A 22,464-nucleotide genomic window follows, 5' to 3' on the forward strand; every position below is an offset into this window, starting at 1 on the left:
AGTAGTGAACGAATGGTGTGAGCCGACAATGGTTGATGAAGCCGAAATGCCAAAGGCACGGCAAGTCGCGTCACCGTCCATCCTGCGGACCGGTGCCCCGAGGGGAAGCGCGGGGCCGGTCGCAGACGGATCGCAAGGTTGGGAAACGCTCAAAATCCCCGAACATACGAATCGCCGCCCCCTTTCCGAAGGATCGTGCCAGCGACAAGCGGACTTGCTATCCGTCAGCAGATCCGCCTCACGGTTACTCATTGCAGTTGTTATCAAAGCAACGTTATCGTTAGCTCTTTCAACTGCAACCGCTCAGGTAGCAGACGATGGAAGCAGCCGAGCTACTATCCGGAGTCATCTATGACGACGCTGATTAAAGTCGCCAGTGTGCAAGGCGGGATGCCTCGCGGCCATGTTATTTTCGTGCATGGCCTAGGCGGACACCCCTATTCTACATGGCAATCTTCCAAATCGTCAGACAGCTTTTGGCCAGTCTGGCTGGCCCAAGACGTGCCTGATGTAGACGTTTGGACGCTGTATTATGACGCCCCGGTTACCAACTGGATCGGCAACTCACTCCCTCTTCAAGACCGGGCGACGACAGTTCTTGAACGGCTTCTTCGTGAGAAGGCGCTTTCCAAAGCTCCTATTACGTTCGTCTGTCATAGCCTAGGTGGATTAGTTGTTAAACAAGTACTTCGTGCCGCGAATGATCAGAAAGATTATCGCCAACCGGTAATGCGACTACTTGAGAGTGTCCGCGCTGTTGTTTTTTTAGGAACACCTCACTCTGGTGCGGCCCACGCAACAATCTTGGACACGTTAAGGCTAATCGCATGGCCATCGACCGCCGCAATGGACTTGCTCAAGAACGATTCACACCTGCGCGAGCTAAATCAGTGGTATCGCGCATGGTCGACCAATCTCAAACAGAAGACCTTCTTTGAAACCCGTGCGACAAGCGTGGGTCTGATCGTCGATGCCAGTAGCGCTGATGCTGGTCTTGTGGGCGTCGGCCCGGTTCCTGTCGAAGCCGATCACGTGAACATCTGTAAACCTCTAAGCCGCGGCGACGATATGTACTGTGGCTTACGCGACTTCCTTATTGAGGAGGTGCTACCTCCAAATGCCTGCAAAAGGGCGACAACATATATTGAACCGAGATTAACCCTTCCTCCCCAACGAAGCCGCAATTGGGTGCCGTTTCTAATCCGCCTAGCAGTTATCGCGGCTATACTGATTCTCATTGTGCAAGGAGCTCTGAGGCTCGTCGGCGGCCCGACCATTGATGCAGCCACTTCCGATCAAATCATTTCAGCTTTTCTTGCAAAAGCACCTCCTCCAACACGAGAACAAATTCATGCGTTCATCGCAGCGCTTGAGAAAGCATCAGCGACACCAAATATTAATATGGCCATCGATCAAGCAAAACAGGGACGCACTCTAGTAGCGCAGGCTATTTGGATGCAAAAGTATGAAGAGGAGAAGAAAAGCGTTAGCAAGTCGCAAGCAGCTCAAGCCGAGGCGGCTCGAAACATAGGAGCAAGCGTCGCCTTAGAGAACGCAGAGAAGGCTATTCAATGGTATAGCACTGCAACCGAGTTGGACCCTTCGAATCCAGACGGATGGCTGGGACTAGGCGACGCTGCCGATGATGCAGGTCGCTTGGCCCTCGCGGAGAAAAGCTTTCGCCGCTACGAGGCGCTCGTTGCCAACTCAGACAGGAAAACGGTTGCTGTAAGCCTATCGCGACTAGCCAGTTCGCTCATTTCGCAAGGAAAGTTTGCAACGGGGATCGGCTTCCAAGATCGAGCTATCAAGCTACTCGAGTCTACCGACGGTAGTGCGAGGAATGATCTATTAGAAACTCTAACCTCGAGAGCTTACCGATTGGCGTTCCGCGGAGACATCGAAGCGTCTGAAGCATTCTTTGAAAAGGCCTTCCGTGTTGCAAAAGCACTTCCGCCCGATTCGCCCGCCCGAAACGCTGAGCAGATATCGGCACTACACGCAATTCATACTGAGCTCTACGAAGCTCAAGACCTTACCAGTAAGGCAATCGACGCTATCAGGATTGCAATATCGATTTCCGAGCCAATTGCCCGAGACTCTCCCACTCACTCACACTTAACCGGCATGCTATCGAGATACTACAATTTATCGACCTACTTAGACTTAGTCGGTGATGCGGACGGCGCTAGAATCGCTGGCAATCTGGCTCGGGAGTACGGCGATAGAGCGGCCGAAATCGATCCGACCGCGTATAGGTGTCAGAAATGCCTTGCCGTCCTAAAATCAACGCAGGCTCAAACTGAGTTTGATGCGGGGAACCTAGATCTGGCAAAGGCTCTCTTCTCTGAGTCAATTGGAATACTGGACAAACTTCGCGCCGTGGACGATTCATCCATAGATGTCATTCGCGATTACTCGGGCATTGTGATGGAATTTGCGATTTTCCAAGCTGCGCAAGGCAACACGAAGGAAGCTCGAGAAGGGGTAGAAAAATCCATCGCGCTGGCGCGTCGAGCGGTGGCGGTGGACCCCGACAATGCAGATTATCAGGCTCGGCTCGCGCTCGCCTTGTCGAGAGGATCTGGCTCATACACAAACAGCGAGCAACAAGAGACCGCTCAAGCAATGCTAAACGAGGCGCTAGGAATCGCGGAGCTTCTAAAGCGCCGGTATCCACGATATTCTTCTGGCCTTCGCGAAGTCGCTCGTGCGCAACTAAAGATGGGGGACCTAGCCAAGGATCATCGCGATTTTTCGGCGGCCCGAACTAGATACTCGGCTGCAGCACTGGCTATCGAACAGCTGCTCGCTTTGGAACCTCGTCACGTCGTCCAAGCCGAAGAACGGATTTCCATATGGACAGACGTTGGCTCGCTTCCAAACGATACAACTGACGATAAAAACGCTGCCAGTCGGGCGTTTGAGAACGCCGTGTCAAGTGCTCGTATTGGCGTTGATACACATCCGAACAATCAATCGGTTTGTCGCGCGGCTTTCAACGCTTGGAAGCAAGCAGCGCAGTTTTACATGAAGGAGCAGAGGACCTCCGACGCGATTGACGTTCTTTCGAGAGCAGCATCTGTTGCAGAACGATTTGCAAATGAACTATCAATTTCTTGGATCGATTCACTATCCCTTATTCACTACCGCCTCGCTGAAGCTTATCAAAGAAATGGGGAGTATAGTGCAGCCAACAGCCACTCGCTTCGAGATGTAAAAGCGTCCCGACAGTTGATATCTATGGAGCCCAACAATGTGGGCTGGAGGATCGGCTATCAGAATTCTCTTCTGTTGCTTGCGCGTGGTTTAGGTGGAGAAAAGCAGAATGAGCAGGCAAGAGTAATCGCGGCGGATTCAGCAAATGAATTACAAAAGTTACTTCAAGTGAGCACCCTAACGAAGGACCAAGCTATTAATCTCGCCGAGGCCTACCGTTCAACCATCGATTCACTTAGCAAATCAGACGATGCCACCGATGCCGTTCGACTTTTCAAGGATGCAATGCAGATATTGAACAAAGTTGCAGAATAACAAGAGACAGAACGCACGGTCGATTTGACCACGCTGTTGTACTGACTGAGCCCGAGGAGATCGACATCTGGATGAATGCCCGTGGGAGGAAGCGCGAGGGCGTAAGCGTCCTCCTCTGGAAGGATTGTTCAGGATCGTGGCTCAAGTAAAAAGGGAGAAAACAAGCGATGCGAACTACATTGATTGCCGCAATCGCCGCCCTGCTGCCCGTCGCGGCATCAGCACAAGACATTGCTCAGCGCCCCGTGAAGACAGAGAAGATCATGGGCACACCGGTGGGTGCCGGACTCTACGAGGTGGCGGCGGACGGCACAGTTTCCATCGACTGGCGTACAGTTGAAGCAACGGCCGAAGGGCCTGCAGATCGGGTGTCCGCGCCGGTCGCCAAAATGATGCTCGCGATCCGAGACGGAAAATGGAAGCAGATTGCACGTTGACATGCTCCCAGCGTGGACGCCAACAAGCAATTAATAAGCGTGCGGCGATGCCATGTTAAATACGAATCGGCCGCAAATGCGACACTGCGGACTGTCGAATGTCGCCTCGTGTGATGTGCGCTTCCAGCGCCTATGACTGAGGTTCACCGCGCCCTCGAGTCTTACCTCGGTCATATGGCTTGGTTGTCTCACGCCGCGATGTCGATAAATGACCTAGCTTCGAATTAGAGGCGAGCGAACGCGTCACGCGCAAACCCACCTCGCTGCCCAATTCCTATTGCGCTATTCTACTGGTGCTCCTATCACCCGCTGGACCACTGATACTCCAACGCCAAGTGTCCTTGCAATTTTCTGAATTCCAAGTCCGCCGCCGCGCATTTGTCTGATCGCATCTTCAACGGCATTGCCGACCGTCGGGCGGCCGAGTCTCCTACCCTCTGCTTTTGCCCGGGCGAGCCCAGCGACAACTCGTTCCCGAATTATCGCTCGCTCGAACTCAGCGAACACACCCATCATCTGGAACATCGCCCGTCCAGCGGGGGTGCTGGTGTCGAGGCCCTGTTGATGAAGGTACAGGTCGCAGGCATTGGCATGAAGTTCGCCAAGAAAGGACAGTAGGTCGGTTAGTGAGCGACCTAGCCGGTCGACCGACCATGCGGCAACTAAATCAACTTCCCGACGCGTGACCGCCTTAAGTAGCTTATCGAAAGCCGGACGATCCTTGCGGCCTTTCGCGCCAGATATGCCGGTGTCGGTGAAAGTCCCGACCACCTGCCAGTTTGCCCGCTCAGCAACCGCCGTTAGTTCGCGCAACTGATTATCGGTTCGTTGGTCCTGCGTTGATACCCGCAGATAAAGGGCAACCCGCTTGTGCCGCATCATCCATCAGCCGCCTCCTACCGACTTGTACGGATAATACATGGTTTCCGTATGCGTCTCAAGCGGCTGTTTTTATAAGCTTTTCCAATGGATCAAAGCCCGTCGGTCAAGGGGGTTTTCGGTACAGCTGCCCTAAACGGGGCGTTCCGCTCAAACCTGCCCATTCTCGAGACGCACTCAGCACTGTGCAAGCAAGTTGGCGTCGAAGCTGCTTTCTAGAAATCGACCAAAAAGCAGTAGTTCATTCCATGTGCAGTCATGCGGGCCCAGCAGAACCGGAAGCAATCCAGATAACGTTTGAGCCTCACGCTCGCCGACCACTAATTCCGGTACATCAGTTAAGCCATACTCGATAGCATGATGGATCTCTTGTTGGCCGTTTTTTGAGTACGCAAGTCACGTCTTACCGCAATGTATGGAGTGCCACACAATGAACTACTCAGACGATAAAGAAAGGCGGGCCGTGGAGCAGGCGGTTGGCCATTTCATACTCGACCTAGGAATGATCGAGAACACCATGATCCAAGCTCTTGCCGTCTTAACGGGCGTTCCTCAAACGCAGGCACACTTCCTCCTCAATAAGACAGCGGGCGGAGCAAAAATTCAATTGTTGAAGGAAGCTGCGAAGGCCAAAGGCATCGATTTGAAGGCCTCAGGTTTGAACAAGGCCCTCGGCGCGATCCACGATATAATGTCATTTAGAAATAGATTGACGCACGATGCCATTGCCCTGCATGGCCCAACGCAAAAATGGATGCTGGGTCAAGGGTCGCCTGACGGAGACACTGTTCTAGGCGAAGCTCGGATTCCGCTTGAGCCTGAGGACCTTCGCGCTCAGAGCAAACTGGCGTGGAGCGCTATTAAAGTTATAGGCGATGAGATTTTGATTAAGCTGGGAGATTTTACGTACGTCACAACTCACCCCGACTCTCCGCGAGCCATTCCCCCGTTCGAATATTCGCTATCTTATGAGCCTAGGAAATGAACAAGATCGATCTTTGAGAAAGCGCCACGATCCTTGATGCTCACGGTATCCCGACAGCACGCGGGGCCGGTGGCACGCAACATCCGTGAAGAATATACTTCACCGACGCTCGCCTCCCTTGTAATCGTAACTTAATGACACAACGTCCGAAGTCTGGCACAAATCGAGAGAAAATTGAGTACGATTCATAGGTGATCATTGTCAGACAGTGATAGCAATCGCGACCTAATTACTTTAGCTCACTCTACAATCCACGCCTTGAAGCAAACGCTAGAGGTGCCGTACGACGCGCTCGTTCGCCAACGGGATCAAGCGAGTATTGCGATCTATCGAGAGATGTTTCGTGACATCGAGGCTGCTCGCCTTTGCATTTCGCCGCTGAAGGGCGGCAGTTTGTCAGCCCGCCGTCAAGCTGGCACGAATGAGAAGCATCTCGTCGAATTGTTAGAAGTACTTGTTGGCATCACAGGAAATCCTGACTATTTGCCGAATTTACGCTCACTCCGAATTTCGAAGAACGCCGACCATAGCGGCGGATACGACGATACCGCCTTGATGGCAATCGAGCGCCTGATCAACCGAATAAATATCCAACTTGAGGTGATTGGGGTTCCAGTGGCGTCGGAAGCTCTACTCCGACTGAAAGTTTTAATTCCGGCCCAGAAAATAGCGCCCGTTCAGTTTGAGATCCGAGGCAATAAAGTCTCGATCAAAGAGACTGTGAGCGCACCACCCGCCAATCGTCGCCGGATCATAAAGTCCGCTAGAGACGAGTTGCTACAGACAGGAAAGGAGATAATTCAAGAATTGGAGCTCTCGAACTGTGACCGACGCCTCTTGGACCGAATGCAGCACCTTAATTTCCAATTGACCGGCCGTATTGACGCAGTCCGGATAGGACTGGCGACTTTAAGCTGTGAGATGATGTGCTCCGCTTTGGAACAGGAGCTTCCATCGGCGGTGTTCTCTATGCTCAACGCATACACACGAGGCGTTCAGCTTTTCGTTGGTCAATTTCCGGAGTGGAACAATTTTTTAGAAAACGCTGCAGCTACGAACTTCGATAGCGGCGACATTTACTCGCTTCAGCGAGCAACGTCGGAGCTGGTTGAGTCCCTCTCGCATCACTCAGAGTATGTCGATCCAGAGGTTCCGAGAACACTGGCCTTTCTGAACGAGCTCTTGGCGAATCCCGTTAAGGCGACAAAGAAAGCTGCATTCGCGGTCTTACGTAGCGCGGAAAACTTAATCAGCGTTATATTTGGGTTTGGGGTCGAGTTCGCGCAGAAGACAGCTTCGAAAACTCTCGATGCGGCTTCCAGCACGGCATCGAAAGTTATTGTCGCGACACTATTGGCAATCGCACTTTCGGGAGCAACATCAATCGGACCCATAGCTGGGCGGCTGCCTGAAATGCAATGGCTCAAAACTGCAGCGGATATTGTGAAGAAGGAGTTGGAGCTTTACGGGAAACCCCGATGATCACAAAACGGCAATCTCTCTCGCTTTCCTGAACGCAGGTGAACGCTCCAGTACGACGCCCGCCTTACGTTGCCCACGACGCAGGCCAATCCTTGGGACTACTCCCATACTATTCCCGGCAGAGCGCACCACTTTGACGGCACGGCTCTAGAATGCCTTTCCCGGACACGATTTCTTTATCAATCCAACGGCACGTTGACGCCGTTGATTCTCGTCAGCCCCGCCTCTGAATCGCCCCAGATCGTGGCCAGCGAAAAAACTATTCCATGCGTTCTCGCATGCTCCTAACTCAAAACAGATCACTCTCGGACCAGCAAGTTCGATAATGGCCTTGGACCGATCCGCGTCCTCAGTGTTCAAGTTGAACACATGAGCCCTTGTTAGATCGACGGCATATGTATTCAACGCATTTTTCGATGAGGCGACGCTGAAATCATCCTGACTTTCACCGAGCGAGTACTGTGTTATCTCCTCGAAAGAAAACACACATGGCTCTATGAGAGTAATGCGTTCCACCACTCTAAGGTATCGGCTGTTCTGGACCGCTTGATTGAACGCTTCATCGGAGCCGAAAACGCGATTGCGCCCGACCTTCGCAAACTCTAGCGCGCGCCTACTCCGGTCTCGCCGCCACGAAGTCAATCCGACTTCATCACGGGCATTGTCCTCAATGCCCGTGAATAGGAACATCATCGCGTCAAGAAGCTGCTCCTCCTCCTTGCTTAGCTGCGGAGAGCCGAAGCACCCGACGAGCGACAGGCTCATGAGACCGATCCCAATTCGAGCCAAACGCAACAACTTATGAAATGTTTCTGAAACCGCCATTCACGAACCAATTATCCGTTGAAAGCAACTGGTACATGGCAAACTGCCAACTGTTAGGTCGCACCGCATGGATATAAGCTTGCTCGCTCAAATATGCGGCGACTTCGATGAATCCGCCCTTTAGATAAAGCTCCTCCAAGTACCCCTTGAGCACCGACAGCTCGTCATTGCCGTTCGACATAAACGTTGTTGCAAGCCCACAGATCTTAAAGTGCCGCAAGACTCGGCTTCTATCCACATCAGACCAATGATCCGGTCCCTGAGCGAAATACAAAACTACAAGCGGAGACAGTTGGTCTAGCTTAGCCCAAACCCATTGATCGATTAGGTACCCATCATAATACGGATGCAATGTCTGTTCGCCCGCGCCCTTGGGAAACCGAGCTCTCTTTGTGTTGTTACAAAAATGGCAGGCCGGTACCAAATTGGCAGGAGTTATCGACAGGTTCGGATATTTCGACTTGGGTAGATGGTGATCCAAAACCGCTACCGTCCCCACCCCACAAAGTGGGCATCTCTTATTCGGCACCGCATTTCGTATGGCGTCGTATACGTATCGCGCTGCTCCACCCGAGGCACTCAGGTGGTTAGAATACAGATTCTCCAGCTCTTGTTTGGTGACAGATCCAACTGAAGTAACGCGTGCAATGAGGTGCAACATCTGCTGCTTACCGCACGCATCATAGTCGTTTCCCACAATGTCGAGCTCACCAGCGATGCTCCCAATCCGACGCTTGAGATCTGCGTCATCGGTACCCGTCAAACACGATGCGAGAACTTGAGCAGTGCTAATCAATGGAGGGGGGAGCGAACGCATCTATTCATCCCCCTCACCTGAGCCCGCTTCATCCTTCGAGATTAAAGTGAGAGCTCTCGCGAGTGCCCTAGCTTCGGCTCCAAGCTTGTGATGAAATTTCTGCAGAACTTGTTCGTATGACGCTCCATGCACTGCGTCCGAGATCATCTGATGGAAGCCAGTTTGTACGACCTCAAGCGAAAAGACCTCCCTCGTCAGAATTCCAACATTCTCCCCGAAGGTTTCGAGTTCGGGCCTGTCCGCGCGTGTTTGTCGACCTGAACGGTTGAGTATCCACACACAATCTTTCGGCACTTCTTGCAGTACGACAGGCGAGTGAGTTGCAATAATCGCAACACCGTTACGATTGATCAGTAGTGCAGATAGAGCGCGGACAAATGCGGAGAGAAGCGGCGGGTGCAGATGTCCCTCCGGCTCGTCGATAAGCACTAATGACCGCTCCTCAACTAGCTCAACCAATCGTGTTACCGTAAGGAGCACAACTGCATGGCCGGAGCTCATTCGAGCGAACGTGCGACGCGCAAGGTCGGCCCAGTTTTCGATCTTCTCATCGGCGATAGCTGAGACGTTCGCTTCCTCAAACAGAGGATCTGCTTCCAATTTTCGCAGCGCGGATGCCCACCTTTCTCTCCTTGCCCCAACTCGACACGTTCCCACGCTATAAACAAAATCTTCGGTCAACTCAGCACGAGTTTTAACCATGGACGACTGCGTCGTGGACGGAGCCTCGGTTGCGATGTCCTTTAAGAGTCCAATGTAAGAATACCGCACCTTGCTGTCGCTTTTAGTGATCGTTAGCGGGCCATATTGGTCAAACGCACTGAACGAAACAGTGACCAGACCGGCAAAGCCATGTGCGCCGGGAGACGAGGTGAAGGGATTTATGTTGATTGATTGGAGTTCTCCTGCAGGGGCTCCTTCTGGAGATTGCAGGCTTAAGAACGTTCGGCTCAGCAAATCGAAGCACCGGCTTTTTCCTACACCGTTCCGACCGATAAGAACGTGAACGTTTGTCGGCGGTAAGGAATTGGGTATTACCTCAAAGGGTAAAACAAGAGCTGGCTCGACGTCTTCGGTGGACTGCGGGAAAACATACCGAAATGCGTATTCCGAGAGCGCTGCATCCCCATTTGCCAGTCTATGCAGACGGTCACGCACTCGATCTGAATTGATATCCCTCAAAAGGGACTGCTGCAGGACCGGCTCCTGCTCATTCTTGCTGAGGATAGTCAGATCGCTTGCGCAGTCGCGCAATGCGGCCAAGAACCACTTTCTGTACCCGGGACCGAGCTCGTTGAGAGTTTCGTAGTAATTTTCCGCTTGCCCGATGCTAAAGTACTCTTCGCCTAGCGCGGGGAAATCTGGAGGCAACAATGTCTTACCGGAATTGGGCGTCATTCCGGCTGACGCGATTTTAACTTGGCCAATGTCCACGCGTGTCCCGTCCGGGTACACGACAACCGCGTAAAATTGCGTGACCCAGACGAACCAATCGTTCCAGTTATCCGGAATCAGGAGAACTTCATTTCCTGAGCTGGCGGCACTTCCTTGGCTAACTAGGCGAAATCTCATTCGTGATATTCCAATTGTCTGCCGAAAGGACGTGAATCGTGCTCAGTGAGTCGTTTACGTCACGACCGACCAAAGGGCATGCGCTCGAGCACGTCCGCGCTGCGGCTACCCTTGAAAGCTTTGCAGTCTCCACGCCGTAACGGCGCGCTCGGTATCCGACTTCGCAGTCGCCTCGCTCCAACGATCCCAGAAGTCTACCGTGTGACTATTTGGCTTTTTGCGCGGCTCGGCCACTCGGATTCTTGTAGGCAGTAAGCTAGCGTCGCCCACAACCAGCGCCTCGCCGGTGTCTAGTATTGGCAGCAGATCGCCAAAGCTTGCAAGGCTGTCTGGAAGGAGACGCGTAATCACCGCTTGATCATCGCCATTGGTGAGGCGCATTGCGATGACGTTATTGCACTGACTGAGTACGGTACGGTTCACCTCGGCAGGACGCTGGCTGATGACTACCAATCCAACACCGTACTTTCGACCTTCTTTCGCTATTCGCTCGAAAATCTGAACTGAAACAGCATCGCCGCTGTCTGCAGCGCTGCGTTCGGGAATGTATAAATGCGCCTCATCGCAGAGAAGCGCTATCGGATGGCGCTTTTCGCTCAGCGTCCATTGATTGGTCGTAAAGATGAGCCGGGCGAGCAAGCTGACCATCAGGGGAAGCACATCAGAGGGAACTTCTGAAAAGTCGATTATCTTGATCCCACCTCGTTTGTCCTTCTGTGAGCCCCGTCCTCCAATCAGCAAATGGACCATGGCGGGGAGCCACTCCATCTTCATACACTCCTCTGGAGGCTGAAAAAGAAAGCCTAATCGCCGATCCTGTCTCTTGGACTCCAAACGAGCAATTAAACGGGTCAGCTTGTCGAAATACGGCCCCTGCTTTTCTGTTCCGGCTTTTGCACCCGCGACCATCTCTGAGTTAGCTTGCTCAAGGTCTGAAAAAACGGACTTCATATCGAAGGGTACTGGGCTATCAATGGTGAAGTTGGCTAGTATCTCTTTGTATACAGGCTCCACGAGAGTTTTTTGCTTGGCCGCAGTTATGCTCCGCGTCATGATCATGGACTGATTTGGCGCGTTCTGATCGCTTCGATCTACAAATAGAGAGACGAGCGCCTCATATCCAAGCAACCAATAAGGAAGGTGCAGGACGCCATCTTTCAAGCCGGTTTTCTTCTCGATGTCGACTGATCCGGCGATTCGTAGATGCCTGAACTCATCACCGTCGAGCGATTTGTATTCGCCGTGAATGTCAAACAGAACGGCGTTTGCTTGCGGCAACTGAGCGATCTGATCCAGTAGGCGCGCTGTTGTCCATGATTTACCGGACCCGGTGCTGCCTACGACAACTGCATGTCGCTGAAACAGCTTGTTGCCGTTCAGAAATGCTTCTGCATCCTCGTCCAAGGTATACGTCCCAAGTGAGAGGCGCGAACCATCACCAGAGACGTTGGAGATAACCTGCATAAACCTAGTCAGTCTCGCGCCTTCAAGAGCGAAGCAATTCGCGTCAATTTCAGGCACTGTCTCCAACGTTCTCCTAAAAACATTATCTGTCATTCCAACCCTGTCCAACAGAGTTCCTATCATTGTTATTTTAACTAGATTGTTTTCAGGGAGCGATGTCTCGGGTGTCGGTTCATCAATATCCGTGCTGGCTCGGTCGTCAGCCTTGCGCGTGATGCGAGTGACCACCCCAAGAAGATGTTGGCCAGCCTTGCTACTTTGTAGCACAGCGAGCCGGTTTACCTGCACGCGCCGAAGGCGTTCGATATCGTCAACGCGGACCGTGACCGTCGCCGTATCAACAGAAATCACCGCACCAAGCGCATCATTATCTTTATAATCGAATATCGACATGGCTACCCCTTTAAGTAACTAAGCGCATGAACCCGTTAAGCGACCAGAAGTCATCGCCCGGGAGATCAATCCCGTCTGGATGCTGGTGAGAGTACGCGCGAGTGCCGCCACAGCTCTCTTCTAAAGCAAGATAGCTGCTGCCAGCTTTCGATTTGAGGAAGGCCTTAGCTTCTTCAGTGAGAGAGCGCGCAAGGACGACTATAGGCACGTTGGTATTGCGGCAGCGCTCCACAAGCTTTGGCTCAATGTGAGTATCTCTAAATCCAAAACCGATGCACAGATAGCCGAGGGCGTGCTCCAACGCGCGATCAGCGCCCTGAATTGCAGAACGGAAAGGTTCGTCGTGCGTTCGTTCGAACTTGCTTACGCCGGGTGATACAATAAGAGGAAGCAACGCGGCAGGAAGCTCGAATAGTGCCGCAGAGACGACCGTACCATCGCTGCGTTGAAACCAATCCAACGATCCGTGCACTTTCCAAATGCGGGCCGTTCTAGCCGCTTTGCCCCCGCGAGAGATGGTTATGCGATCACTGCCCTCTCTCGCTTGAATGTAGCCGGGCAAAAAGCCCGTAGCGAACGCAATCCCGGCTGCGTCGCTCGCGTATTCCGCCAGACGATCATAGTTTGTTGTAACAATGTTGATCGAGGTGTTGGTGCTTTGGAACAGTCTCTGAAGCAGGTCACTGATTGGAAAGTTTTCCGAGCCAACTACGGCACGTAGATAGACCTCGCGGTCTTTTTTGCTAATGCAATTCCATGTAGCAGAAATGATTTTCGCCGTCAGAGATGCTGGTAGCGCTGTGGCTCCAAGGGCTTGCTCTAAATGATTGCCACTTGAGAGCGCCGCTTGAACTTGGTGCCAAGCGTCGGCTTCTGCACCAGCGTCAGCTTGGATATCTGCAGCCAGTGCCTCTTGGAGATCTGTCATTCCCGGCAGTCCGTGATGAAGGGACGCTCCACTCCCTAAAATCACCACTGGATTGCTTGCAAAGCACCTCTGGGCAAGCTTCGCCGTCGCCTCAATCGAGCTTGCTTCTGTCATGAATACTTCTGGTGGTGGATGAGTCTAATTGAACGCTAACCGTTTGCAGGAACTTTTGCCACGCTAATTGCGTCCTCATCCACGATCATGGACGCCTCTGCATATGCGGGTGTAGCTAGCCGAATTTCGAGCGGGAAGAGCCGCCCAAGTCCGAGAAAAATGCAGGATGAACTGGAGGGGAAGCAGACAGTAAACACAGCTAACTGAATTCGCTGCCTTTTATCCCATGACCGGCGGAGAGAGTGTCGACCGGGTTAGACTTCCCGCTCGAATTAAGCACTTTTCATTGAAGAACTCGCGTTGCGTCGCAGATCTGAGGCGCGAGCCGACAAACCAACTTTAAACCAACGATAACGGCGAACCGATGCTTCGCGAACGCAGTCAAGGCGCGCCTCGATTGTTGTTTTTCCACGCTTTTATTCGAATTCGTGGCTTCTCTTCGCCGCTCATAACGGTCTGGTTGCAGGTTCGAGTCCTGCCGGGCCCACCAACGATTTAGAGCCAGTCTGTGAGGGTCTGCTTTTTGCAGCCAAGCCATTCGGTACGCGTTCTGTCCTCTGAAGCGTTGCTGATTGCCCGCATGAGCCGGGCCTCGAGCCCGGTGAGACAATCGTCGTCGACGGCGGACACTTTGGCGATCTTAATTCGGGGGGATTTTCGTCAGTAGGGAAGAGGGTTGGGTCGACGTGCAAAGACTTTGCGCCCGCAATCTCGCGGCCGGTCGAGATGAACCGGACCGTAATCGCATCTCAGAGTCGGCCAGCGCATCCAGGACGATGATCGCGCTTGATCACAGCCTTCAAGGCAGCGTGCAGTTGCTGCGGGGCATACCGGCACCCATTGCGTATTGCCGGCTCTGTGGCACGATAAAGCAAATTTCAGCAGTCGGTTTGTGTGCAAATGATCTTTGAACCAATTCGATTGATGCCTGAGGCGCCCGGGCAAACCCCGGCGAAGAACCGCACGATCTTTTCTCTCCTGGCGGCGGTCAGATGGGTGCAGCGTTACGTTGACAGCGAAGCCAAGACAACGCCGCGGTGGGCGAAACTGATCGCTGTTCTGAATGAGGCGACGCTCGGGAAAATTGAGCCGCCCGAGGTTCGAACCGCGCTCCATGTCGCTTTGATGGCTGAAGGATGGGCGATGCCAGACGAGCTTGAGCAACCAGATATATTCACATCTGGCCGAGCGGATTCCCCGTAGATCAGCCGATATCGCAGATCCACCGGTGGCGGCGCCACCTTCAAGTGGACGCCGGTATCTGTCATAGTGCAGGCTTTACTGCTCGGAGAACGCTCATGTTGTTCCCTGTCGGTAGTCGATGGCTCGCAGCGATTCTTGCGCTGACATTTTGCACCAGCGCGAGCGCCGGCGATGTGCTCTTCGAAAATGTTCGAATCTTCGACGGAAGAAGCGCCACTCTTTCTGCTCCGTCACATGTGCTCGTCAAGGGCAACGTCATCGAGCGTATTTCCACGGCACCGATAGCAGTCGCAGACGCTCAGCGTGTCGCAGGAAACGGGCATACGCTGATGCCTGGCCTGATCGACAATCATTGGCATGCGATGTTGATACGGGTGACGCCGGCACAGGCTTTCGGTGACGTCGGCTACAACAATCTGCTGGCCGGCAACGAAGCGACTGACACTCTGATGCGCGGATTCACAACCGTTCGCGATGTTGGCGGGCCGGTGTTCGGCCTCAAGCGTGCCATCGACGAGGGCATCGTCAAGGGCCCACGCATCTATCCGTCCGGCGCCATGATCACTATCACGAGCGGGCATGGGGATTTCCGGCAGCTGACCGATCTGCCACGCACGATCGGCGGCATGCTCACCCGCATGGAGCAGGTCGGTGGCGCGATCGTCGCCGACAGCCCTGACGAGGTGCGTGTGCGCGCGCGCGAACAACTCATGCAGGGCGCCTCCCAGGTCAAGTTGACGGCGGGCGGCGGCGTGTCGTCACCCTTCAGTCCGGTCGACGTGACCACTTTCACCGAGGCCGAACTACGCGCCGCCGTTGAAGCGGCCGAGAACTGGGGCACATATGTCGCCGCGCACGCCTTTACTCCGGCTGCGATCCAGAGAGCCGTTGCCGCGGGCGTGAAGTGCATCGAACACGGCATGCTGATGGACGAGGCGACCGCCAGGCTGCTTGCCGACAAGGACATCTGGTTGAGCTTGCAGCCCCTCCCCGAGGGCTTGAGGCTTGGCTTTCCGGAGGGGTCCGTCCAGCGAGCCAAGGCGGATGAGGTCTGGCCCGGCATAGCCAGGTCCTACGAGTTTGCAAGGAAGTACAAGATCAAGACGGCGTGGGGCACCGACGTGCTGTTCTCGCGCGCGCTCGCGCAGCAACAGGGGGCAATTCTGGCCTCGCTCACGCGCTGGTACACGCCCGCCGAAGCGCTGGTCATGGCGACATCCACAAACGCCGAGCTGCTGGCGCTGTCCGGCAAGCGCAATCCCTATCCCGGCAAGCTCGGCGTCGTGGAACAGGGCGCGCTCGCGGATTTACTGCTTGTCGACGGCAATCCGCTGGACAACATCAACTTGATTGCCGATCCCGCGAATAACTTCAAAATCATCATGAAGGACGGCGTCATCTACAAGAACACTTTGAGCAAGTGAGCCTATGCGCAGCCTCCTCTTTCTTGCCGTCATAATGATCGGCCTCGCATCGCCTGTCCGTGCTGCGGATGATGTCGCGGTGGCGCAAAAGATCATCAGCTCCCAAGCCGATGCGCTGGCGCGCGACGATGCTGTGACTGCCTATGGGTTCGCGGCCCCCGGCATCCAGAGCATTTTCACCGATCCCGACAGTTTCATGGACATGGTGCGCAACGCCTATGCGCCCATCTATCGTCATCGCAGCTTCGAATTCACCGAGAACAATACGTCCGGTGGCACCATCGAGCAGAAAGTCCATATCGTCGATGCCGATGGCGTGCCGTGGGATGCGCTCTACACGCTGGAGCCGCAGCCGGATGGCAGCCTGAAGATCAGCGGCTGCATGTTGCTGAAGGTCGGCCAGGCTGTGTGACACCTCACAGCGGCATTCACATTCGCACCTCACATCATCTATAATAGGTCCTGCACGTCTCTCGTCCTACGGTTGCTTCCCGGGTGAATTTGTTGCGGTACCTGTCCCTCAGCACACTGTCTCCCATTGTCCTGGGCAGCCTGTTGGCGTGCGGGGTGTCGACCATCGCGATGACTGACACGCGTCGCCTATCCCTGATGCCCGATCCGCGCGGCGAGTTCATTCGGCTCTGCGCGCCCTTCATGGTGTCGCGCTATGCGCATCCCGAAGCGATCTGCGACTGCGTCCGCACCGCGCTGATCAGCGAGGTCGGCGATCGCGACATCCTCGACGCTATCCTCTACGGGGTCACCGAGCGCGGCGTCCCCACGCTGAACGAGAACTGGCTGCCGCCGGACAAACGAAGCTTGATCCCGCGGACCATGACGGCGATTGCCGAGCCGACGCTGGATTGCATGTTCGGTAGCGGCCCGGCCAAACGCGCGCTCGAAAACGTACCGATCGATGGATTTCCGGCGATGCCACCGGTGCAGGATCTGACGCCTTAGGCGACCGATGCGCCCGAGGAGAAAATCAACCTGCGGCGCGCCCGCAGCATCAGCGCCGTGATGATGGTGACGTTGAGTGCATTCCAAGCGAGGCCGTTCATGAACGCTGCCGCGTAGGAGCCCGTAGCGTCGAAGATGACGCCCGACATCCAACCGCCAAGTGACATGCCTCCTACCGTGCCCAATATGACAATGCCGACACGGGTCGCGGCCTGCGATGCGGGCATCGCCTCGCGGATGATGATGGCATAGGCCGGCACCAGACCGCCCTGGAACAGGCCGAACATCGCCGAGATGATGTAAAGCGAAGCCAGGCTGTCGAAGAACAAATAGAACAGCAGTGCGAATCCCTGCAGCAACGAGCCAATCAGCAGTGTGCGAATGCCACCGATACGATCGGCCAGAAAACCCGAGCCGACACGGCTGACAATCCCGCAGGCCAGCATCAGCGACAACATCTCGGCGCCGCGCGTCACGCCGTAGCCGAGATCTCCGCAATAAGCGACGATATGGACCTGCGGCATCGCCATGGCGACACAGCAACCAATGCCGGCCACGAAGAGAAGCGTCGTCAGCGTGTTGTTGCTGAGCTGGAGATCGACCTTGGGCGGCGGCGCATTGACGTGACTACGTCGTGTGACCGTGCCCATCTGCGCGCGCAGAACCGCGAGCATCAGGAGCATCAGGACGGTTGTAACGATCCCGACACTGATATGCGTCGAGCGCCAGCCAAAAGTCAGAATGCCCCAGCTGACAATGGGCGGCCAGAGCGTGCCGCCGATATAGCTGCCGGTCGCGGCGACAGTCACCGCGATGCCGCGCCGGCGTTCGAACCAGTGCGACGCTTCCGCCATCAGCGGCCCGAAGGTCGCCGACGACCCTGCGCCGATCACCACGTGAATAAGATTGAACTGCCAGAGCGCCCTGGACTGCGACGCGAGAAGATAACCGGCGCCCATCAGCACCGTCGCAAGCGCAATGGTGGCCACGATGCCGAACCGGTCGGTCAGCTTGCCGGCGACCACGCCACCGAGGCCGAAACCGACCATGGTCAGGGTAAAGGCCAGCGACGCCGCGCCGCGACTGGCGGCGAAATCGGCCTGCACGGCCGGGAGCGCCACCACCACCGACCACATGCCGACTGACCCGAGCGAACCGATGATCAAGGCAAGCGACAGCCGGATCCAGGCCTGACGGGAGTCAGGCAGGAACGGCATCGAATCTGAAGTGGGGGTCGCGATGGTCACGGCGGCAACATCCTCGGCGTGTGCCCACGGGTCAAGCGATATGCCGAAGGATTAGGCATGCAGAAGCAGCGCAACAGACCCGTTCGGCCAAAACTGGCTCCGGGCTTGTGGCACAGCCGCCCAGTAACGCCTCGTTAACCCTTTGCTAACCATACACACGGCAAAAATTGCCGAGTGGAGTCGCGTCTCGTCAGCTGACCGGGGGAATGCCCGTGGATGCCAGTGCGGTGCCTCACTTGCGGATCGGCGGCCCTTCGGCCGCCGCGCAGACGTTCGGCAGTCGCGAGCGACATTCGCGCGGGGAAGCGGCATCGATGACGGATTTGATCGCGGGTCAGGGTCTGGGCGCACCCAAGAGCGGCGGTTTCGACTTCGCCAGCATCAGGACGAACGTCTTGCGCGGCGATATCGGCCTCGCCTTCGGCGTTCTGATCATCCTTGTCGTGTTGATCATGCCGCTGCCAGCCATCGTGATGGATCTGTTCCTCGCGATCTCCATCACCATGTCGGTGTTGATCCTGATGACGGCGCTGTTCACCCAGACGCCGCTGGAATTCTCGTCATTCCCCACCGTGCTGCTGATCTCGACCATGTTGCGGCTGTCGCTGAACCTGGCCTCGACCCGCCTGATCCTGTCGCATGGCCACGAAGGCACCGCCGCGGCCGGCCACGTCATCGAGGCGTTCGGCAATTTCGTGATGGGTGGCAATTTCGTCATCGGCATCGTCGTGTTCGCGATCCTCGTGATCGTGAACTTCATCGTCATCACCAAGGGTTCGGGCCGTATCGCCGAAGTCGCGGCGCGCTTCCAGCTCGACTCGATGCCCGGCAAGCAGATGGCGATCGACGCCGATCTGTCGGCTGGCCTGATCGACGAGGCCACCGCCAAGGCGCGCCGCAAGGATCTCGAAGACGAAAGTGGCTTCTTCGGCGCCATGGACGGTGCTTCCAAGTTCGTCCGCGGCGATGCCATTGCCGGCCTGCTCATCACCGCCATCAACGTCATCGGCGGGATCATCATCGGTGTCGCGCAGCAGGGCCTATCGTTCTCGGAAGCCGGCCGCACGTATACGCTGCTGACCGTCGGCGACGGCCTGGTCACCCAGGTTCCGGCGCTGATTGTCTCCACCGCCGCAGGCCTGCTCGTCTCGAAGGCGGGCATTACCGGCGCCGCCGACAAGACGCTGATCAAGCAATTCTCCGGCTATCCGCAGGCGCTGGGCATGTCGGCCGGCGTCATGCTGACGCTGGCGCTGCTGCCGGGCATTCCGATGCTGCCGTTCCTCGCACTCGGCGGCGGCGCAGCCTATCTCGCCGTCACCGCCAACAAGCGCAACAAGGTTGCGCGTGCCGAAGTCGCGCATCAGGCTGCAGCGCCCGCCGCCGCCGCAGCAGCACAAGCTGCCGCCGCGGACGAGCCGATCTCCGCATCGCTGAAGATCGACGATCTCAAGATCGAACTCGGCTACGCGCTGCTGCCACTGGTCAACGGGCCGGACGGCACCGATCGCCTCACCGAGCAGATCAAGGCGCTGCGCAAATCGCTCGCCGTCGAAATGGGTTTCGTGATGCCGTCGGTCCGAATTCTGGACAACGTTCAGCTCGAAGCCAACACCTACATCATCAAGATCAAGGAAGTGGACGCCGGCACCGGCCGCATCTGGCCGAACCAGTTCATGGTCATGGATCCCGGCGGCAACCAGGTCAACGTACCGGGCATTCACACCACCGAGCCGACCTTCGGCCTGCCCGCGACCTGGGTCGATGCCGGCCTGAAGGAAGAAGCCTCGCTCAAGGGCTACACCGTGGTCGACGCCGCCACGGTCTTGTCGACGCATCTGACAGAGCTGCTGAAGGGCAATATGTCGGACCTCTTGTCCTACGGCGAAGTGCAGAAGCTGCTGAAGGACCTGCCGAAGGAACAAGGCGAACTGGTCAAGGATATCGTCCCGTCGCTCATCACCGTGTCGGGCATCCAGCGCGTGCTGCAGTTGCTGCTTACCGAACGTATTTCGGTGCGCGATCTCTCGACCATCCTCGAAGGCATTGCCGACGCCCTCGCCTTCTCGCGCAACCCATCGACCATCGTCGAGCATGTACGTGCGCGCCTCGCGCGACAGATCTGCGCGCAGAACACGTCCTACAACGGCTACCTGCCGCTCATCGCACTATCGGCGCAGTGGGAGCAGGCCTTCGCGGAATCGATCATCGGCACCGGCGAAGAACGCAGCCTCGCGATGCAGCCATCGAAGCTGTCGGAGTTCATGACCACCGTGCGCGATCGTTTCGAACAGGCCGCGCGCGAAGGCGAAGCGCCGGTGCTGGTCACCTCGGCCTCGATCCGGCCGTTCGTGCGCTCGCTGGTGGAACGGTTCCGCGCACAAACCACCGTGCTGTCCCAGGCGGAAATCCACCCCCGTGCGCGCCTGAAGACCGTCGGAAGCGTCTGATTCGGCGGCAAGAGGCTAGCAACCTTGCCCGAAACCGATGTAAATTCGTCACAGACAAGAGATTTGCCAGAATGTCGCATCCCGAGGCCATTTCGGGGCGACGGCGCGAATCACTCTCAACGCTCTGATAATAAATAATAATTTATGAATTTCAGGGCCAAGCCGGGTGCCTCAATCGCGCCGGATCACGTCTTATCACTGCCTTGTGATCGACTATTTGGAACGGAACGACCCAACACCACGTTTCCTATGCGTGATGAGTTGAACCTGCCGACGCGGACACGACACAAACGGTCGTAGGCAGAGTAAGACGGCAGGGAGCGTTTCCAATGAACCACTCGATTTACAGCGCGGATCGCATGACCCACCTCAAGGTGGTGATCGTTGCTCTGGTCGCCGGTATCTTCGTGGCAGGCTTCGGAATCTCGGCCCGCATGAATGCTGATGAAGGCTACAGCCAGACCGCCAGCGCTCGTGTGATCAAAGCAGGCCAGCCGGTTGCTGTCACCACTTCGAACGCCAGCATGGTCCGCTAAGGAATTCAGGAATTCGCGTGGCGATGTCCCCCAAGGTCGTCAGGTGAATACATAGAAGCTCCACTTCCCCCCGAGTGGACTTCTGAATGGAAAACGCCCGCTCCCCACGGGCGTTTTTCTTTTGTGGGGTGCTTTCTTGCTTCCCCCTCCCTCAAGCAGCGCAGCTGCGCAGTGGGAGGGATACTCTGCGCGCCAGCGCGCCACATCACAGATTCAAATTTCAAACAGCCACGCTCTCGCAGTCTCGCGGCGCTTGCGCGTCCGAGGTGTGAGCAGTCCCCCTCAAACGATGAGGGGTGGCAGCGCGCCGTGAGGCGCAAGGGGTGGTTTCTGTCGCGATCCGCTCCACCGGAACGCCGGCAAGCTGCAACCGCGCAACGCCTCACGGCGCGCCACCGCGGCGATTTCTGTCCCCGGGACCGTTCTTCCGGGCAAAGGCGCAGAGCTCCGCACTCCGCTGATCCCGACGGTTTCCCGCCGTTCACCAATGCCACGTCCAGCCAGCATGAGTGGCAGACCCCCGTAGTGGGGTCGGACGGTGACCCAAGGCCTCCCGAGTGCGCGGGGTACGTCATCCCACACCCGCAGGCGCCGCATCCCTGTTCCACTTCAAGACGCCTCATGAAGCGCCCCTCGCGAACCGGATGAACGGAGGATAATCCTGTTGGGGATACTGTCAAGATAAAATAGGAAAAAATGTTTAAGCCCTATTCTCTCGATTGTCATTCCGGGGCGCGCTCTTGCGCGAGCCCGGAAGCCATAACCACGATCGCGCGTATGGATTCCGGACCTACCCCCAGCCGGCTACGCCTGTCGGGCGCGTCCCGGAATGACAGCCAGTGAGCTCAAAATCGCGTTGCACCTAGCTTTGCGCGAACTACACTTTCCTCACCGAAGTCCAACACCGATAATCACGGTGATCGCAATGACGTATTACTTCTATCTGCTGGCCAGCCGAAAATACGGCACGCTATACATCGGCGTGACGAACGACCTTATACGGCGAGTCTACGAGCATCGTAGCAAGGAGGTTGACGGCTTCACGCGACGTTATGACGTCGACAAGCTCGTTTGGTTTGAGGTCTACGATGACGTCCTGTCGGCCATTGCGCGTGAGAAAGAACTCAAGAAATGGCGCCGCGACTGGAAGATCCGATTGATCGAAGAGCAAAATCCAAACTGGATGGATTTGTATCCGGTGCTTTCCGGCTGAC

At 56.0% G+C, this 22,464-nt stretch carries 18 protein-coding genes; 11 read left to right on the forward strand and 7 right to left on the reverse strand.

The window, feature by feature from the left end:
- Positions 1-351: 351 nt before the first annotated feature.
- Positions 352-3,534 carry a tetratricopeptide repeat protein gene (locus tag CHC01_RS27335; protein WP_141137179.1) on the forward strand — a complete coding sequence of 1,061 codons (3,183 nt, stop codon included), beginning with the start codon at positions 352-354 and terminating at the stop codon, positions 3,532-3,534.
- A 167-nt stretch (positions 3,535-3,701) separates the two neighbouring features.
- Positions 3,702-3,971, forward strand: a complete 270-nt coding sequence (locus CHC01_RS27340; RefSeq protein WP_089267498.1) for a hypothetical protein — start codon at positions 3,702-3,704, stop codon at positions 3,969-3,971.
- 282 nt (positions 3,972-4,253) lie between these two features.
- Here CHC01_RS27340 and CHC01_RS27345 read toward each other — a convergent pair whose 3' ends face one another.
- Positions 4,254-4,853, reverse strand: a complete 600-nt coding sequence (locus CHC01_RS27345; RefSeq protein ID WP_089267499.1) for a recombinase family protein — start codon at positions 4,851-4,853, stop codon at positions 4,254-4,256.
- A gap of 427 nt (positions 4,854-5,280) precedes the next feature.
- On the opposite strand from CHC01_RS27345, the gene CHC01_RS27350 reads away from it, so the two are divergent.
- Positions 5,281-5,835 (forward strand): hypothetical protein, encoded by a 555-nt coding sequence (locus tag CHC01_RS27350; RefSeq protein WP_141137180.1) that lies wholly within the window; start codon positions 5,281-5,283, stop codon positions 5,833-5,835.
- A 258-nt stretch (positions 5,836-6,093) separates the two neighbouring features.
- Positions 6,094-7,317 carry a hypothetical protein gene (locus CHC01_RS27355; RefSeq protein WP_089267501.1) on the forward strand — a complete coding sequence of 408 codons (1,224 nt, stop codon included), beginning with the start codon at positions 6,094-6,096 and terminating at the stop codon, positions 7,315-7,317.
- A 147-nt stretch (positions 7,318-7,464) separates the two neighbouring features.
- On the opposite strand, the gene CHC01_RS27360 is transcribed toward CHC01_RS27355, so the two are convergent.
- The 5 genes from CHC01_RS27360 to CHC01_RS27380 all read right to left on the reverse strand — a co-directional run bounded on the left by CHC01_RS27360 (position 7,465) and on the right by CHC01_RS27380 (position 13,430).
- The gene (locus CHC01_RS27360) at positions 7,465-8,082 is read right to left on the reverse strand and encodes a hypothetical protein (RefSeq protein WP_141137181.1); all 618 of its coding nucleotides are present in this window, start codon (positions 8,080-8,082) and stop codon (positions 7,465-7,467) included.
- A gap of 34 nt (positions 8,083-8,116) precedes the next feature.
- Complete coding sequence (locus CHC01_RS27365; RefSeq protein ID WP_089267503.1) at positions 8,117-8,959, reverse strand: HNH endonuclease; 843 nt, start codon at positions 8,957-8,959, stop codon at positions 8,117-8,119.
- Positions 8,960-10,531 carry an AAA family ATPase gene (locus CHC01_RS27370; RefSeq protein WP_089267504.1) on the reverse strand — a complete coding sequence of 524 codons (1,572 nt, stop codon included), beginning with the start codon at positions 10,529-10,531 and terminating at the stop codon, positions 8,960-8,962.
- Positions 10,532-10,636: 105 nt separating this feature from the next.
- On the reverse strand, positions 10,637-12,388 hold the full coding sequence (locus tag CHC01_RS27375; RefSeq protein WP_089267505.1) for an ATP-binding protein: 1,752 nt from the start codon (positions 12,386-12,388) through the stop codon (positions 10,637-10,639).
- Positions 12,389-12,398: 10 nt separating this feature from the next.
- Positions 12,399-13,430: an SIR2 family protein gene (locus tag CHC01_RS27380; RefSeq protein WP_089267506.1), complete on the reverse strand. Its 1,032-nt coding sequence runs from the start codon at positions 13,428-13,430 to the stop codon at positions 12,399-12,401.
- Between the two features lie 900 nt (positions 13,431-14,330).
- On the opposite strand from CHC01_RS27380, the gene CHC01_RS27385 reads away from it, so the two are divergent.
- The 4 genes from CHC01_RS27385 (at position 14,331) to CHC01_RS27400 (ending at position 17,017) form a co-directional block, all read left to right on the forward strand.
- On the forward strand, positions 14,331-14,633 hold the full coding sequence (locus tag CHC01_RS27385; RefSeq protein ID WP_089267507.1) for a hypothetical protein: 303 nt from the start codon (positions 14,331-14,333) through the stop codon (positions 14,631-14,633).
- 95 nt (positions 14,634-14,728) lie between these two features.
- Positions 14,729-16,057 (forward strand): metal-dependent hydrolase family protein, encoded by a 1,329-nt coding sequence (locus CHC01_RS27390; RefSeq protein WP_089267508.1) that lies wholly within the window; start codon positions 14,729-14,731, stop codon positions 16,055-16,057.
- Positions 16,058-16,061: 4 nt separating this feature from the next.
- Positions 16,062-16,469 (forward strand): DUF4864 domain-containing protein, encoded by a 408-nt coding sequence (locus CHC01_RS27395; RefSeq protein WP_089267509.1) that lies wholly within the window; start codon positions 16,062-16,064, stop codon positions 16,467-16,469.
- A gap of 170 nt (positions 16,470-16,639) precedes the next feature.
- A complete protein-coding gene (locus tag CHC01_RS27400; RefSeq protein WP_141137182.1) occupies positions 16,640-17,017 on the forward strand; it encodes a hypothetical protein in 378 nt (125 codons plus the stop codon).
- Here CHC01_RS27400 and CHC01_RS27405 read toward each other — a convergent pair.
- The gene (locus CHC01_RS27405; RefSeq protein ID WP_089267511.1) at positions 17,014-18,234 is read right to left on the reverse strand and encodes an MFS transporter; all 1,221 of its coding nucleotides are present in this window, start codon (positions 18,232-18,234) and stop codon (positions 17,014-17,016) included. The genes CHC01_RS27400 and CHC01_RS27405 overlap by 4 nt on opposite strands.
- Before the next feature lie 242 nt (positions 18,235-18,476).
- Here CHC01_RS27405 and flhA point away from each other — a divergent pair, with 242 nt between their 5' ends.
- The 3 genes from flhA (at position 18,477) to CHC01_RS27420 (ending at position 22,463) form a co-directional block, all read left to right on the forward strand.
- Complete coding sequence (flhA, locus tag CHC01_RS27410) at positions 18,477-20,714, forward strand: flagellar biosynthesis protein FlhA (protein WP_089267512.1); 2,238 nt, start codon at positions 18,477-18,479, stop codon at positions 20,712-20,714.
- A 329-nt stretch (positions 20,715-21,043) separates the two neighbouring features.
- The gene (locus CHC01_RS27415) at positions 21,044-21,250 is read left to right on the forward strand and encodes a hypothetical protein (protein ID WP_068737106.1); all 207 of its coding nucleotides are present in this window, start codon (positions 21,044-21,046) and stop codon (positions 21,248-21,250) included.
- A 925-nt stretch (positions 21,251-22,175) separates the two neighbouring features.
- Positions 22,176-22,463, forward strand: coding sequence for a GIY-YIG nuclease family protein (locus CHC01_RS27420; RefSeq protein ID WP_089267513.1), 288 nt, complete (start codon positions 22,176-22,178; stop codon positions 22,461-22,463).
- Position 22,464: the final 1 nt, after the last annotated feature.

Origin of the sequence: Tardiphaga sp. OK246, from assembly GCF_900188215.1 — a bacterium.
In the GTDB taxonomy this organism is placed as follows: domain Bacteria; phylum Pseudomonadota; class Alphaproteobacteria; order Rhizobiales; family Xanthobacteraceae; genus Tardiphaga; species Tardiphaga robiniae.

Excerpts from the sequence above, each read along its gene's own strand:
- CHC01_RS27420 (WP_089267513.1), top strand. The coding sequence starts at position 22,176 with ATGACGTATTACTTCTATCTGCTGGCCAGCCGAAAATACGGCACGCTA.
- CHC01_RS27375 (WP_089267505.1), bottom strand. The coding sequence starts at position 12,388 with ATGTCGATATTCGATTATAAAGATAATGATGCGCTTGGTGCGGTGATT.
- CHC01_RS27380 (WP_089267506.1), bottom strand. The coding sequence starts at position 13,430 with ATGACAGAAGCAAGCTCGATTGAGGCGACGGCGAAGCTTGCCCAGAGG.
- CHC01_RS27335 (WP_141137179.1), top strand. The coding sequence starts at position 352 with ATGACGACGCTGATTAAAGTCGCCAGTGTGCAAGGCGGGATGCCTCGC.
- CHC01_RS27345 (WP_089267499.1), bottom strand. The coding sequence starts at position 4,853 with ATGATGCGGCACAAGCGGGTTGCCCTTTATCTGCGGGTATCAACGCAG.
- CHC01_RS27385 (WP_089267507.1), top strand. The coding sequence starts at position 14,331 with ATGATCTTTGAACCAATTCGATTGATGCCTGAGGCGCCCGGGCAAACC.
- CHC01_RS27395 (WP_089267509.1), top strand. The coding sequence starts at position 16,062 with ATGCGCAGCCTCCTCTTTCTTGCCGTCATAATGATCGGCCTCGCATCG.
- CHC01_RS27370 (WP_089267504.1), bottom strand. The coding sequence starts at position 10,531 with ATGAGATTTCGCCTAGTTAGCCAAGGAAGTGCCGCCAGCTCAGGAAAT.
- CHC01_RS27340 (WP_089267498.1), top strand. The coding sequence starts at position 3,702 with ATGCGAACTACATTGATTGCCGCAATCGCCGCCCTGCTGCCCGTCGCG.
- CHC01_RS27400 (WP_141137182.1), top strand. The coding sequence starts at position 16,640 with ATGACTGACACGCGTCGCCTATCCCTGATGCCCGATCCGCGCGGCGAG.
- CHC01_RS27415 (WP_068737106.1), top strand. The coding sequence starts at position 21,044 with ATGAACCACTCGATTTACAGCGCGGATCGCATGACCCACCTCAAGGTG.
- CHC01_RS27405 (WP_089267511.1), bottom strand. The coding sequence starts at position 18,234 with ATGCCGTTCCTGCCTGACTCCCGTCAGGCCTGGATCCGGCTGTCGCTT.
- CHC01_RS27360 (WP_141137181.1), bottom strand. The coding sequence starts at position 8,082 with ATGAGCCTGTCGCTCGTCGGGTGCTTCGGCTCTCCGCAGCTAAGCAAG.
- CHC01_RS27390 (WP_089267508.1), top strand. The coding sequence starts at position 14,729 with ATGTTGTTCCCTGTCGGTAGTCGATGGCTCGCAGCGATTCTTGCGCTG.
- CHC01_RS27365 (WP_089267503.1), bottom strand. The coding sequence starts at position 8,959 with ATGCGTTCGCTCCCCCCTCCATTGATTAGCACTGCTCAAGTTCTCGCA.
- CHC01_RS27350 (WP_141137180.1), top strand. The coding sequence starts at position 5,281 with ATGAACTACTCAGACGATAAAGAAAGGCGGGCCGTGGAGCAGGCGGTT.